General features: G+C 39.7%; 14 protein-coding genes and 1 pseudogene. 8 read left to right on the plus strand and 7 right to left on the minus strand.

What is annotated here, in order from left to right:
- Positions 1–410: helix-turn-helix domain-containing protein (locus I8751_RS18995; protein WP_214440683.1), on the minus strand; the 410-nt coding region annotated here is incomplete at its 3' end.
- Positions 411–508: 98 nt separating this feature from the next.
- Positions 509–1,132 (minus strand): hypothetical protein, encoded by a 624-nt coding sequence (locus I8751_RS19000; protein WP_214440684.1) that lies wholly within the window; start codon positions 1,130–1,132, stop codon positions 509–511.
- Positions 1,133–1,400: 268 nt separating this feature from the next.
- On the opposite strand from I8751_RS19000, the gene psbP reads away from it, so the two are divergent.
- Both psbP and I8751_RS19010 read left to right on the plus strand, forming a co-directional pair.
- Positions 1,401–1,946: a photosystem II reaction center PsbP gene (psbP, locus tag I8751_RS19005; RefSeq protein WP_214440685.1), complete on the plus strand. Its 546-nt coding sequence runs from the start codon at positions 1,401–1,403 to the stop codon at positions 1,944–1,946.
- 47 nt (positions 1,947–1,993) lie between these two features.
- Positions 1,994–2,587 (plus strand): Maf family protein, encoded by a 594-nt coding sequence (locus I8751_RS19010; RefSeq protein ID WP_214440686.1) that lies wholly within the window; start codon positions 1,994–1,996, stop codon positions 2,585–2,587.
- Between the two features lie 10 nt (positions 2,588–2,597).
- On the opposite strand, the gene I8751_RS19015 is transcribed toward I8751_RS19010, so the two are convergent.
- Positions 2,598–2,858 (minus strand): hypothetical protein, encoded by a 261-nt coding sequence (locus tag I8751_RS19015; protein WP_214440687.1) that lies wholly within the window; start codon positions 2,856–2,858, stop codon positions 2,598–2,600.
- A gap of 200 nt (positions 2,859–3,058) precedes the next feature.
- Between I8751_RS19015 and I8751_RS19020 the strand changes: the two genes are divergently transcribed.
- From I8751_RS19020 to I8751_RS19035, 4 genes are all read left to right on the plus strand, one after another.
- On the plus strand, positions 3,059–3,796 hold the full coding sequence (locus I8751_RS19020) for a phycocyanobilin:ferredoxin oxidoreductase (RefSeq protein WP_214440695.1): 738 nt from the start codon (positions 3,059–3,061) through the stop codon (positions 3,794–3,796).
- 1,022 nt (positions 3,797–4,818) lie between these two features.
- On the plus strand, positions 4,819–6,261 hold the full coding sequence (locus I8751_RS19025) for an HlyD family efflux transporter periplasmic adaptor subunit (RefSeq protein WP_214440688.1): 1,443 nt from the start codon (positions 4,819–4,821) through the stop codon (positions 6,259–6,261).
- Positions 6,262–6,549: 288 nt separating this feature from the next.
- On the plus strand, positions 6,550–7,704 hold the full coding sequence (gene devC / locus I8751_RS19030) for an ABC transporter permease DevC (RefSeq protein ID WP_214440689.1): 1,155 nt from the start codon (positions 6,550–6,552) through the stop codon (positions 7,702–7,704).
- A 41-nt stretch (positions 7,705–7,745) separates the two neighbouring features.
- Positions 7,746–8,480: a DevA family ABC transporter ATP-binding protein gene (locus tag I8751_RS19035; RefSeq protein ID WP_214440696.1), complete on the plus strand. Its 735-nt coding sequence runs from the start codon at positions 7,746–7,748 to the stop codon at positions 8,478–8,480.
- An 80-nt stretch (positions 8,481–8,560) separates the two neighbouring features.
- Here I8751_RS19035 and I8751_RS19040 read toward each other — a convergent pair whose 3' ends face one another.
- Positions 8,561–9,001 carry a GNAT family N-acetyltransferase gene (locus I8751_RS19040; protein WP_214440690.1) on the minus strand — a complete coding sequence of 147 codons (441 nt, stop codon included), beginning with the start codon at positions 8,999–9,001 and terminating at the stop codon, positions 8,561–8,563.
- 174 nt (positions 9,002–9,175) lie between these two features.
- Complete coding sequence (locus I8751_RS19045) at positions 9,176–9,976, minus strand: hypothetical protein (RefSeq protein ID WP_214440691.1); 801 nt, start codon at positions 9,974–9,976, stop codon at positions 9,176–9,178.
- Positions 9,977–10,081: 105 nt separating this feature from the next.
- Between I8751_RS19045 and I8751_RS19050 the strand changes: the two genes are divergently transcribed.
- A complete protein-coding gene (locus I8751_RS19050; RefSeq protein ID WP_214440692.1) occupies positions 10,082–10,870 on the plus strand; it encodes an HAD family hydrolase in 789 nt (262 codons plus the stop codon).
- Between the two features lie 75 nt (positions 10,871–10,945).
- Here I8751_RS19050 and I8751_RS19055 read toward each other — a convergent pair whose 3' ends face one another.
- Together I8751_RS19055 and I8751_RS19060 are read right to left on the minus strand one after the other, a co-directional pair.
- A complete protein-coding gene (locus I8751_RS19055; RefSeq protein WP_214440693.1) occupies positions 10,946–11,284 on the minus strand; it encodes a muconolactone Delta-isomerase in 339 nt (112 codons plus the stop codon).
- A 91-nt stretch (positions 11,285–11,375) separates the two neighbouring features.
- Complete coding sequence (locus I8751_RS19060; RefSeq protein ID WP_214440694.1) at positions 11,376–12,155, minus strand: hypothetical protein; 780 nt, start codon at positions 12,153–12,155, stop codon at positions 11,376–11,378.
- Between the two features lie 177 nt (positions 12,156–12,332).
- On the opposite strand from I8751_RS19060, the pseudogene I8751_RS29745 reads away from it, so the two are divergent.
- A pseudogene (locus tag I8751_RS29745) lies at positions 12,333–12,530 on the plus strand (IS701 family transposase); the annotation flags it as partial.
- Positions 12,531–12,896 lie beyond the last annotated feature (366 nt).

Raw genomic sequence — 12,896 nt, forward strand, 5'->3', positions numbered from 1 at the left:
AACTTGTAGCGTACAATTTTGTGTACAGTTTTGTATGCAGCCACAATCTCGCACTCCTGCGTCAGCCACTCCTGGATTTGACTATAACTTTTGAATCCTTCAGGTTGGCTCAGACGTTCTGTAAGTTGGTTCATCACCGTTTCTGAAATTAAGGCAGGCTTCCCTGGGGGTGTTTTGACTTCGAGCAATGCATTCATCCCGCTTTGTTTATACCGTTGCAGCCAACGATACACTGTTGATTCATCTCTTCCCAAGCGTTGTGAAAGTTCCTGTCTGGTTGCGATCGCGCCTACCTTAATCCAGTAGAGCATCTGTAGCCTTTCTTTGGTTGTTGCTGTTACTGCATGGCGCAATCGATGTTGTAGTTCTTCTTGACTTTCAGATATTTCTACTTGGAAGCTATTGCCCATACCCTTACACCCTATTTCTGCTTCTACTAATTTAGTGCATCTTCATGGAGAACTGGTATTACTACGAACTTTTCAGAACTTATGAAACAGGCCACTAGTTAGTGGCAAACAAGCCCTAAAAAATGAGGATAAGCGTAAGAATTCACAACCAATAATTTTGAACATTGATAAGTATTGAGTACTAAATTAGCTGTTGCTTGAAGATTGTCCATTATAAGGGTATCTTTGCCAAAAGCTTCAAATGCAAGGCTCCACCAAGCATGATTCTGAATTATTAGATGAGTAATTTCCACATTGCAACCATTGTCATTAGATTCATTAGTCACAACTGGTTGCACTGAAAAGTCAGATAAAACTTTATAAGATTGGGAATAGCGAATCTTTTGGACATTTACCCAACTTGAATTGCCCAAAACTGTTGCAGGCTGAAAACTTTCTCCTGTGGGGTCATTGCACATCCACTTAGCCCATTTTTCAACTTTGCCTTCTACTAATTCTCCTAAACGCACTACGCCAAATTCTGCTTTGCGCCATTTGACTTCCAACCGTCCTTGCCGCAGTTTAATCCCCAAGTAGTCACACTCTGGAGTATAGAGATACTTATCTTCCCGTGCTTCTGGTGGTTGCATTTGGTCAATCAGACAATTTTGCCGAAACCAAATTTCAATGTCTTCTGGTATCGTACCAGGGTAAAACCAACGCAATTCGTTACTTGTAAGCATAAATTTGTTTGTAATGGTTAGAAGTCGAATAAGGGACATTGGGCATAGTAAAGAAGAGGCAGCGTGTGTGTAGGGGGAGTGAAGAGAAAGATAATACCTTGAACTTGTACCATAATTTTTCTCCCTTGCTTCCTTGCTCCGGTTGTTGAGCAACTTGTACTGAGCGAAGCCGAAGTAAGTCGAAACACTGCTCCCCATTTGATGGGACAATGTAAACGATAAATTACACTTGCTTCTTATTGCTCCCGGCCTAAAGGAATTTGTAGAAATGTGGAAACGAATTGCGTTAACTTTGCTATTAGTATTGAGCCTCAGCTTGAGTAATCCTGGTGTCGCTGCTGCTGCTGGATTTAAAAGCTTTGTAGATACTACTGATGGCTATGAGTTTTTATACCCTAATGGCTGGTTACAAGTAAAAGTTGCCGATGGCCCTGATGTGGTGTTTCACGATTTGATTGAAGTGTCTGAAAATGTTTCTGTGGTTATTAGTCCTGTTCCAGATGATAAAACTTTGCCAGAACTAGGAACACCAACAGAAGTAGGATATAAACTTGGGAAAGCTGCTCTTGCTCCTCCTGACTCTGGTCGTTCAGCCGAATTAGTCAACGCTGTGGAGCAAGAATCAAATGGTAAAATTTATTACATTCTAGAGTATTTGGTGAAACTTCCCAATCAAGAACAACGACACAATGTAACTAGCGTCGCTGTTAGCCGTGGTAAACTTTTCACCTTCAACGCCTCGATTCCTGAAAGACGTTGGCAGAGAGTTCGACGGATGATGGAAAACGTTGTAAATTCTTTTTCAGTGTATTAATCATCAGTCACCAGTCATCAGTCAAGGGCATTAGTTTTCTTATTCCTATGGTCGTTCCACCTTTTGTACTTGCCTCTGCTTCCCCAGCGCGACGGCGCTTGTTACAAACTGTTGGTATTGAACCGATAGTTAAACCTAGTGATTTTGATGAATCGCAAATTCAACTTAGTGAACCTGATCAGTTGGTGCAAATTCTGGCCCAACGCAAAGCGGAAACTGTAGTTTCACAGTTTGAATCAGCTTTGATTATGGGTTGCGATTCAGTTTTAGCTGTTAATGGTGAAATTTATGGTAAGCCAGCGGATGCTTCAGAAGCGATCGCCCGCTGGCAATTGATGCAAGGTAACTTTGGCGATCTTTACACAGGTCATGTCTTAATTGACACTGTGCAAAACCAAACTTTAGTCAAGTGTCAGGTGACAAGAGTTTACTTTGCTCAAATGAGCGATCGCGCAATTCAAGCTTATGTCGCTACAGGTGAACCCCTAAAATGTGCAGGTGCTTTTGCCCTTGAAGGTTTTGGCAGCTTATTTGTAGAAACAATCACAGGTTGTCACAGCAATGTGATTGGACTTAGTTTACCCCTACTGCGACAAATGCTGGCAGAACTGGGATACGATGCCACTGATTATTGGCAGTAGTCTCTCATTATTATCGATTACTGACAAATTGCGTAGTACGCAGTGTACATTCTCCATGATCTGGAATCCAGGCTAGCCATTCATCCCCTGACAACGGACATAGTAACAGTGCTTCGTCAAAACTAAAGGGGTTAGGTATTTCCAAAAGCTTAACCCACATTGAAGTTTGGAAATTTTGCTCTGATTCTATGGCATAAGATTTACTTAACCAATCTCGATGCTGTTGAGTTGTTGGTTGAGCAAAATTTGGTTTTTCAGAATTTAGTTTCATACCTGTGCATTAGCCTTAATCAAGTGGCTAATATAAAAATATTTCTGTAACCTAGACTACAAAATAGCTAATCAATTTGAAAAGTTATCGTTTCATAACTTTACGTTAGCTAAGCGTAAGTGTTTGCTTATATTGCAAGCCACAACAGAGTGGCGCTGGTGGTTGTAGACTGGCAAATAGATAGCATTTTCAACGAGAACATGTCATTTACTTCTATCCCCTCGCTGCGTGAGCAACAACATCCCTTAATTCGTCAGCTTGCTGATTGCATTGAGGCAGTTTGGTACAAGCATTTGGATCTGTCACCTTACAATTTGCCTAGTGAGTTGGGGTATGTGGAAGGTAAACTAGAGGGCGAAAAACTGACGATTGAAAATCGTTGCTATCAAACACCCCAGTTTCGTAAAATGCACTTGGAACTGGCAAAGATCGGAAATATGCTGGATATTCTGCACTGCGTGATGTTTCCCCGTCCAGAATATGACTTGCCGATGTTTGGTTGTGATTTAGTTGGGGGTAGAGGTCAAATTAGCGCTGCGATCGCAGATCTGTCTCCTGTCAATCTAGAGCGTACCCTACCAAAATCCTATACTGTGGCACTAACAGCGCTGACAACACCTAATTTTTCTCAACCCCGTGAATTACCCGAATGGGGATATATCTTTTCAGATTTTTGTATTTTTGTGCGCCCCAGTTCTCCAAAAGAAGAAGCAACGTTTCTTTCGCAGGTGCGGGAATTTTTGGAAATTCATTGTACCCAGGCGATCGCCTCTACTCCTGTTACACCCGAACAGACGTTGCAAATTATTGCTGGACAACGCAACTACTGCACTAAACAACAACAAAACGATAAAACCCGGCGGGTACTCGAAAAAGCCTTTGGTCAAGATTGGGCAGAGAATTATATGACCACAGTTTTATTTGACCTTCCAGATTAAAAATGTCAGTGGTCAGTGGTCAGTGGTCAGTTGTTATTGAAGACAGAACATTAATAAATATTTTCCTGCTTCCCCTGCTCCCCTGCTCCCCTCATCTCTCCCTATCTGTAGGCTCTGTTACGTTTTCTCGTAACTGATGAATGTAGAATTTATTTAGCGATAGTTTAATGGAGTTCAGACAACAACAGCAAGGTCTTGGGAGCAGATATCCATAGGTATAAGCAACTAAATCTGCTAACAGATTGACTATAAATTTAAGGAAACTGTAATGTCAGGAATGCTCTATTTAACATATATGTTTTAGTTAGTCATTGACTAAATCAAGAAATACGCAATTTTTCAGCAAGATTATGTTCAGCGACAGCGGCAGCTTCATTGTCATGTTCTTTGCACTTTGGTAATTAATTGTATCCATTGCTCATCAATCTGTGAAAATAATTCTTAAAGGATATCAATTTAATCACCAATAAGCTTAGTTGTAAGCTTATTGCTCAGTAGTAAAAATCTCAGCATCTACAGTTTTAGCTTGAAATTGCAATATTAACCAACAGATTTCTGGTGTCAGCCAATACAGCTATCAAAGCTTAATTAGAGTTAGTATGACAGTCTTTATAGACTCTGATCAAAGCTATACCTGTATAACTGATACTAATAATTTTGCCTTTGTATTAAAGAGTATAACAGTACAATGCCGTACTCAATTTTATCGGTAAAGTTGTTAGAAAACTGTTGGTATAGTCTCTCGCAATCCCAGCAGAAGTTATTTAAGTTGCAGCCAATATCTGCAAGTTTTTACTCACTGCTATCTGTCTACAAAAACATACTTACTAAAGTTGTAGCAGGTTGTCATCAAAAACAGTATCTGGGTGAAGCAAGCCTGTGAACTTTAAGCAATATCCGGCTTTGGGCTACTGTTTTTTTAAGCTGGCTGTTTGCTAAAAACCCTTACTGACTAATTTAACTAAGCCTACTTCGCTTTTTTATTTCCATCAGCACAATTTAGATAAACAGGCAACATAACTATGTCAAGGGTGACTGAGACAAGATCAATAGAGCAGCCACTTGATCCAGAACAACCTAAAGTTTGGTGGGGTATTGCTGTAGCCCTACCAATAGCGATCGCCGCTGGACTACTCACCACAGCCAAAGTTGAACAGCTAAGAAAGCTAAGCCCATCTGTACCTGTAAAACCAGTCGCTAATAACATTAGTGCTGTAGGACGTTTGGAACCACGAGGGGAAGTTATTCAGCTTTCTGCCCCAACCGCAGGCGCACAAGCAGCATCACGAGTTCAGCAAATCTTTGTTAGAGAAGGAGAACGGGTAAAAAAAGGTCAAGTAATTGCGATTTTAGACAATCATGATACCCAAATAGCAGGCTTAGAAGAAGCAAAAGCAAAACTACAAGAATCCCGTGCTAATTTAGCCCAGGTAAGAGCGGGATCACCAAGAGATATTCAAGCTCAAACAGCAATCATTGCTCGCCTACAAGCTCAGTTGCGCGGCGAAAAGGCAGCTCAGCAAGCCACAATCACTCGAATTGCTGCCCAATTGAGTGGAGAAAAACTTACTCAACAAGCAACAATAAATCGCCTAGAAGCAGAACTTCGAGGGCAACAAGATAGTTTAAGAGCAACAATCACGCGGGTACAAGCTCAACAGCGTAATGCTCAAGTCGATGCTGGACGCTATGACATGTTATACCGAGAAGGTGCTATTTCCCAGCAAGAACGGGACAATAGGCGCTTGAGTGCGGTAACTACTGGTCAACAGGTTATCGAAACCCAAGCCACCTTAAGACAAACACTAGCAACTATACGGCAACAACTTGCTGAAGCTAGAGCTAATCAGGTAACAAATTTAGCAACTTTGCAACAGCAACTAATCGAAGCTAGGGTTAACCGCGACAAAACTTTAGCAACTTTGCAAAAGCAAATTGATGAAGAAAGAGCCAGATTGAACAGACTTATAGATGTTCGTCCTACTGATATGCAAATGGCCCAAGCCCAAGTTAGTAATGCGATCGCCACTGTCAGACAAGCAGAAGCACAACTAAAATTAAGCTATGTCCAAGCCCCAACTGCTGGAGAAATTTTAGCAATTCATACCAAGTCAGGAGAAGCCATCAGTCCAAATGGTATTGCTGAGATTGGACAAACCGAGCAAATGATGGTTATTGCTGAAGTTTCTGAAGACAGTATTGCTAGAGTGCGTTTAGGTCAAAATGCCACGATCACCAGTGATAATGGGGCTTTTAATGAAGAATTAAAGGGAACCGTAACTGAAATTGGCCGAAAAATTGGCAAAAAAGATGTGCTGAATACAGATCCAGCCGCAGATGTGGATGCCAGAGTAGTAGAAGTAAAAATAGCCCTATCTCCAGAAGATAGCCTTAAAGTCTCAGGCTTAACCTATGCCAAAGTTCTTGTCGAAATTAATAACTATAGCAACAATCAAGTACCTTAAAACATCGCAAAGGTAAGTATTCCAAAAATAAAAACCCTTGTCCTAACTACTGTGGTAATTGTTATAAAAAAAGCTGAAGGTTGTTAGCGTAATGAGGTATTGTACCAATTCTCTAAAATCCGCCGACACATTCAAACTCCTAAACCCAGATCCGAACCTTTCTTAATTACGAATTACGTAGCTTGCTTCTCGCCCTTAGCGAGTATTACGAATTACGAATTTGTATTAGTCCAGACTGAAATTTTATAATTCATAATTCCCAGTTCTTACTTCATTAAAGCCTAGAAAATGAATCGTAAAATACCTCTGTCTTGGCTACAATTAACGCGTGAAAAAACTCGCCTCGCCGTGGCTTTGGCAGGAATAGCCTTTGCCGATATTTTGATGTTTATGCAACTTGGTTTTCGTGATGCTCTATATTATAGTAACGTCCGTTTACACAGTAGCTTAATAGGTGAAATTGTTTTAATTAATAGTCAATCTAATGCTGTATTGGCTATGAAAAGCTTTTCTCAACGGCGACTTTATAAGGCTTTAGAATTACCAATAGTAAAATCTGTACATCCGATATATTTAGATTATACAAGTTGGAAAAACCCTGTAACTGGTCGCCCTCGTAGTATTTTGACATTTGGAATTAATCCAGAAGTTAATGTATTTAATTTAGTTGGAGTTCAAGAAAACTTAGAAAAGCTGAAACTGCCTGATGTGGTTTTATTTGATCGTTCTTCTCGGTTAGAATATGGCCCCATTGCTGCTGAGTTTGATAAAGGAAACACTGTAACAGCGGAAGTAAGAAGGAGAAAAATTAAAGTAGCAGGACTTTTTACTTTAGGTGCATCATTTGGGGCAGATGGTAATTTAATTACTAGCGACGTTAATTTTTTTCGGATATTTAGTAACCGCCAACGTGGATTAATTGATATTGGTCTAATTAGATTAAATCCGGGAGTAAACCCAACTGTTGCTGCCGAGGAATTGAGAAGTTATTTACCTCAAGATATTAATGTTTTAACTAAGCAAGAATTTATTGATTTTGAGCGTAATTACTGGGCAAGTAGTACAGCTATTGGTTTTATTTTCACCCTAGGAACAATTATGGGTTTTATCGTAGGAACTGTAATTGTTTACCAAATTCTTTATACAGAAGTTTCAGATCATTTATCTGAATATGCTACTTTGAAGGCGATAGGATATACACAAAGATATTTATTGATTGTGATTCTTCAAGAAGCATTAATGTTAGCTTGTTTAGGATATATTCCCGGATGGATTTTTACTATGTTTATGTATAACACTGCTAGAGACGCTACATTGCTACCCGTTTATATGAGCTTTGAACGGGCGATTACAGTACTAATTTTAACTATGATTATGTGTTTTATTTCGGGCGCGATCGCTGTTCGTAAATTGCGTTCTGCTGATCCAGCAGATATCTTCTAATTGCTGTGAAAACACTACTGAATTCTAATACCTAAAATATGATGAAAAAAGAACCCATAATTTCCATTAAAAACCTTAACCATTACTATGGTAAAGGTTCCCTAAAAAAACAAATTTTATTTGATATTAACTTAGACATTTACCCTGGTGAGATTGTCATTATGACTGGGCCATCAGGGTCAGGTAAAACAACATTACTGAGCTTGATTGGTGGTTTACGTTCTGTGCAAGAGGGAAGTCTGAAATTTTCAGGTGTAGAATTGTATGGCGCTAGTCAGAATAAATTAGTACAAATCCGGCGTAATATTGGTTATATTTTTCAGGCTCACAATTTGCTAGGATTCTTAACTGCTACCCAAAATGTCCAGATGGCAGTGGAATTGAATAAAACAGTTTCTCAAAGTGAAGCAGTTGCTAAATCAGAAGCTATGTTGGGAGCTGTTGGTTTACAAGAACGAGCTAGTTACTACCCAGATAATCTCTCTGGTGGACAAAAACAAAGAATAGCGATCGCTCGCGCCCTAGTCAATAGTCCTCCACTAGTCTTAGCAGATGAACCAACAGCAGCCTTGGACAAACAATCAGGACGCGATGTTGTAGAAATTATGCAAGGACTTGCCAAAGAGCAAGGAACTTCTATTTTGCTGGTGACGCACGATAACCGGATTTTGGACATAGCCGACCGGATCGTAGAAATGGAAGATGGTCTTTTAGCTCGTGACTCCCAAAGTACAGTTACCAGCTACGATCCTGGAGCAAAAAGTCATAATTCATAATGGCTTTGTTGCATTATGGCTAACGTGAGTAGCGCTAAGTATGACCCAAACACAACGCGATAACTTAGGCCACCTAACTACTACAACCGTAATGCGTAATGATAAAACTCTTCATCTCTTAAATATCCACGCGATTTATATAGCTTTTGTGCTGCCGAGTTTAAAATCTGAGTTGCCAAGACAATCCGAATTGCTCTACTTTGTTTTGCATAGTTCTCAGCAGCCTCCATCAATAATCGAGCCACTCCCTTGTTTCGATGCTCTTCCTGCACAAACAAATCATTCAAGATCCAAACTCGTTTCATCGATACCGAGGAAAAGCTGGGATAAAGCTGTGTAAACCCAACCAAGTCGCCCTGATCATTTGCCACAAATATTACAGAGTCACGATTTTGGAGTCGCTCATCTAAAAATTTCTTCGCAGATTCAAGATCGGGTGTCTGTTGATAAAAAATGCGATACTGATCAAACAATGCTGACAGACCATCTAAATGTTCAGCAGTCGCTAAAACGACTTGCATTCACCCACCTCACACTTGAACATTAAACGCCAAACCAAGAGCCTCAACCGACCGAAATGTATTTGACATAACTCATAATTGTAGCGGTTTTTATGTGATGGAATACACCACTCTAGCCCCTAATTCCTAGCCCATATCCCCTTACACTTATATAGCTGCACCCTCAAACCATGATTATTTAACTCCAGACGGCTTCTGCGGTGTCATGGCATTTGGTTGGCGACTAGTGCGGAAAGTCACATTCACGCCTTCATTCGATTGCTCTAGTACCAGTAAAGGTGTAGGCTTAGCCTTTTGATCCCAATGCATGTGGGCAATTCGACCTTGGAGTGTTGGTTGCCAAGTATCGTGATCTTCTATGGGGCTAAGATAAGTTTCAATACAGTCAATAATTTGGCTGATAGTAGCAGAAGTTGCTTGTGTTGGTAACTTCATCAATCTAATTTGAATACGAAATAGTACTCGCTTAGCTGAGTTTGGTGGTGTACCAGTCTCATATTCAACATCAAAAGTTTCATCAACCTGTCGTCCAGCACTATTGGCAATTCCCACTGTTCCTTGTTGGGATTGATTGGGACGTAAAGCTTGAGAAATTTTATCTTTGACTCTAATTTTAATTTGATTCAGAATCGCAAAATGAAACACCTCCTCAGACATCCGCATTCGCAGATAGTCGAGGTTGAAATCCCGTGAGTTAACCAAGTCGGGATTAGTTTCCATTTTGCGAATTGTTTCCAGCGCTAGTTTAAATTTTTTCTCTAATTCTCGCGCCCGGAATTGTTCAAATTTGAGCTTTTTTTCAAATTTATTTATCTGGAATTTGCCATACACAATCAAAGCAATCACTGCTAAGGCCAATCCTCCAGAGGTTGCAACTAAAAGTGGCGGTATCTGAGGATCGCTTGCTGGTACTTGCTGGGATGCCTTTTTAGGCTTTGCTCCTGAGGATTGGGCAATAAACATCGAGTTTAACATGGCTGGCAAACAAAAATACTTGACTTATTATTTTTAGGATGCCCAAATCCTGAAGGTCATCTTGCTGTATTATGTGTGTTTTTTACAGCTTTCGCCAAATTGTGTATGTACAGAGATTTAACAAATCCCAGACAATTGTCTCAGGCTACATCTCCTTGCTTGAGTAAGATTCGCCTCGTAGCTACAGATATGGATGGTACGTTGACAAATAATGGCAAATTTTCTGCCGCATTACTACAGACTTTGGAAGATTTAGCAGCAGCTAGCATTCAAGTGATAATCATTACTGGACGTTCCGCTGGGTGGGTGAGTGGACTGAGTAGCTTGATGCCAGTTGCGGGTGCTGTTGCAGAAAACGGCGGTTTATTTTATCTATCTGGTAAAGAAGAAGCAGTAGCCTTAACACCCATTCCCGACTTAGTGGAACATCGCCGACATTTAGCTTGGGTTTTTGAACAATTAAAAATTAAATTTCCGCAAATCCAGGAATCTGCTGATAATCGCTTTCGCATCACCGATTGGACATTTGATGTAGCGGCTTTAAGTGCAGATGAACTACAAACGTTGGGTAATCTTTGTCAACAAATGGGTTGGGGATTCACTTACAGTAATGTGCAGTGTCACATTAAACCCCAAGGACAAGATAAGGCTGGGGGATTGTTGCAGATATTGCAAGAATATTTACCCAACTACTCACCAGAACAAATTGTGACTGTTGGTGATAGCCCAAATGATGAAAGTTTATTTAATCAACGTTATTTTCCTGTTTCTGTAGGTGTAGCAAATGTGTTGAAATATGCAGATCAATTGCAATATCAGCCTACTTATATTACTGCCGCTGCTGAAGGGGCAGGTTTTTGTGAATTATCTACTTATATTTTGAACAGCCTTTGAGATTTCCTAAGCTTTAAGCGAAAAAAACACAAAGCTGAATTTTAAAGCCAAACGTATTTTTTGTTATGCTTCATCTCATGTTGATGGTGTTGTTGTTTTGGTAGAATCAAGGCGATCGCTAACATCAATCGCAAAATCTTCATAGCGTCTCAACGAAACCACCTCAACATGAACATGCTGCCCCATTTTTTTCATAATAGGTAAATCCAACAGAATTTGGTCGAGCATATCTGGTGACGGGACATCGACAATCACAATTACTCGCCGCATCCCGACGCATTTCCACAAATCTACGATAATACCCTCTTGCTTGGCTGCCAGCGCTGCATCTGCTTCTTCTTTCCAGATAGTTAGTAGATCTTGCTGTGACATATCCGCAGAGTATTCAACTTGAAAATCCAGATGGTACAACATGGTTATATTAAGTAAAGGATATAAAAGATGTAGACAATAGGGTTTCAACGAAACCCTATAAATTAAGTTACTCTAATCCACACCTATTTCTTTAGACTAAATAACTAGTATTAGGCACAATTGGAAAGAAAGCATACTCATACCAAGCAGTCCAGATAAAACTACGAATCCATCGCTCTCGTTTTTGTTGGCTTAATTCATATTCAAATGACCCTTGAGATGCATCAATGGCAGATAAATGAGAATTACAACCGCAACCATGCTGATAAGTAAAACCGTACTTGGAAGCAATGCTTTGTACTTTCATTTGAATAGCAAATACCTTACCAGCATGTAGCATGGCATCCCAAGAACGCTTATGTTCTATATCACGCTTATCAAATCTCAGGGCGCGTTCTTCAAACACATGATCTCGATAAATGGGAGCTAAATGCACATGATAAAAACTTGCAGGTAGTTCGTAACCAAACTCCTGGAAAAGTTCCAGTCCAATTTGAGCCACTTTGATCTCATCGGTATAATCAGCGCCTTTAGACTCAACATCACGCAGAACTTCTGCAAAGTTTGGATAGTTGTGAGTCATCAAATCATGTCCGTAAAATTCTAGGGTTTCGCGTCCTAGATATCCAAATAGTTGAGAAAATGATTGTCTGAGGTGAGCTAGTTCTGGGCGTTCGTTAAACAAGTCTACATCACCTTGTTCTAATTTATATTGAAACAACCGTGCCATCTCAACATAACTTTGTGGATTGCAGAGTCCGATATTTGCCGTTCCCTTAGCAATGTCTTGCCACACAGGAGGTAGTTGAGAAACAGAAAGGGCATTTTCCCCTGCAATGACTGCAACATTGGGAACTTCAAGCAGCTGCATACGCAATCTCCATTTAGGCTTTAATCAGTAATTTACCGTAAACTATACTTATTCTGTTTATTGATTTTTGCGTTGCCAGTTTTGCGTGCGATCGCTTTTGTACTCGCTATATATCGCTCTTCCATCATTCTCATGAGAGAATAATAAAATAAAGTATCACAAACTCTTTGCTGGACTATATTTGAGGCTAGAGTTGCATCAGAAACGATAAAATTTGTTGACGATTACTATGAATGGTATAGAAAACTATTCCCAAAAGTGAGAAATTTTGAGGCGTTTAAATATCTACACGTTAGGATGATTTTGGATATTAAACGCAACACTCTGCCAGCAATATCGCGTGTGGTAGGATTAAGCAACGAGCAAGATCTGCACCTAAGTGAGAACTGCTATAGGTAAATTACTATTCTTTTTAACTTGAAAGTATGGGGACATAACTTTCTGTAATATGTCTGCCTAAGTAGTTAGATAAATAACTGTTTAAATATTAGCAATAATAAATTTCAATTATTTAGCATACTAAATGCTGTAGAGTAATAGAAAAATAACAACATACATAAAATAAATGTAATTTTAATAGATATACAATCAGACATAAGTCAATGAATTAGGTCTAAAGTTTTAGTTGGAGGAGCTTGTTTTTTTTCATTTATTCATCAAATATAGAGGTGTCCTCTAACGAATAGTAAGCATCTTGGTAATAACCTAACCTTATCCAATGTCCGTAGTCCGCGCCAGCGG

The organism is Atlanticothrix silvestris CENA357 (assembly GCF_016056295.1).
Classification (GTDB): Bacteria; Cyanobacteriota; Cyanobacteriia; order Cyanobacteriales; family Nostocaceae; genus Atlanticothrix; species Atlanticothrix silvestris.

What these genes read in the sequence shown, in the direction of transcription:
- I8751_RS19000 (WP_214440684.1), bottom strand. Translation starts at nt 1,132, where the DNA reads ATGCTTACAAGTAACGAATTGCGTTGGTTTTACCCTGGTACGATACCA.
- psbP (WP_214440685.1), top strand. Translation starts at nt 1,401, where the DNA reads ATGTGGAAACGAATTGCGTTAACTTTGCTATTAGTATTGAGCCTCAGC.
- I8751_RS19010 (WP_214440686.1), top strand. Translation starts at nt 1,994, where the DNA reads ATGGTCGTTCCACCTTTTGTACTTGCCTCTGCTTCCCCAGCGCGACGG.
- I8751_RS19015 (WP_214440687.1), bottom strand. Translation starts at nt 2,858, where the DNA reads ATGAAACTAAATTCTGAAAAACCAAATTTTGCTCAACCAACAACTCAA.
- I8751_RS19020 (WP_214440695.1), top strand. Translation starts at nt 3,059, where the DNA reads ATGTCATTTACTTCTATCCCCTCGCTGCGTGAGCAACAACATCCCTTA.
- I8751_RS19025 (WP_214440688.1), top strand. Translation starts at nt 4,819, where the DNA reads ATGTCAAGGGTGACTGAGACAAGATCAATAGAGCAGCCACTTGATCCA.
- devC (WP_214440689.1), top strand. Translation starts at nt 6,550, where the DNA reads ATGAATCGTAAAATACCTCTGTCTTGGCTACAATTAACGCGTGAAAAA.
- I8751_RS19035 (WP_214440696.1), top strand. Translation starts at nt 7,746, where the DNA reads ATGAAAAAAGAACCCATAATTTCCATTAAAAACCTTAACCATTACTAT.
- I8751_RS19040 (WP_214440690.1), bottom strand. Translation starts at nt 9,001, where the DNA reads ATGCAAGTCGTTTTAGCGACTGCTGAACATTTAGATGGTCTGTCAGCA.
- I8751_RS19045 (WP_214440691.1), bottom strand. Translation starts at nt 9,976, where the DNA reads ATGTTAAACTCGATGTTTATTGCCCAATCCTCAGGAGCAAAGCCTAAA.
- I8751_RS19050 (WP_214440692.1), top strand. Translation starts at nt 10,082, where the DNA reads ATGTACAGAGATTTAACAAATCCCAGACAATTGTCTCAGGCTACATCT.
- I8751_RS19055 (WP_214440693.1), bottom strand. Translation starts at nt 11,284, where the DNA reads ATGTTGTACCATCTGGATTTTCAAGTTGAATACTCTGCGGATATGTCA.
- I8751_RS19060 (WP_214440694.1), bottom strand. Translation starts at nt 12,155, where the DNA reads ATGCAGCTGCTTGAAGTTCCCAATGTTGCAGTCATTGCAGGGGAAAAT.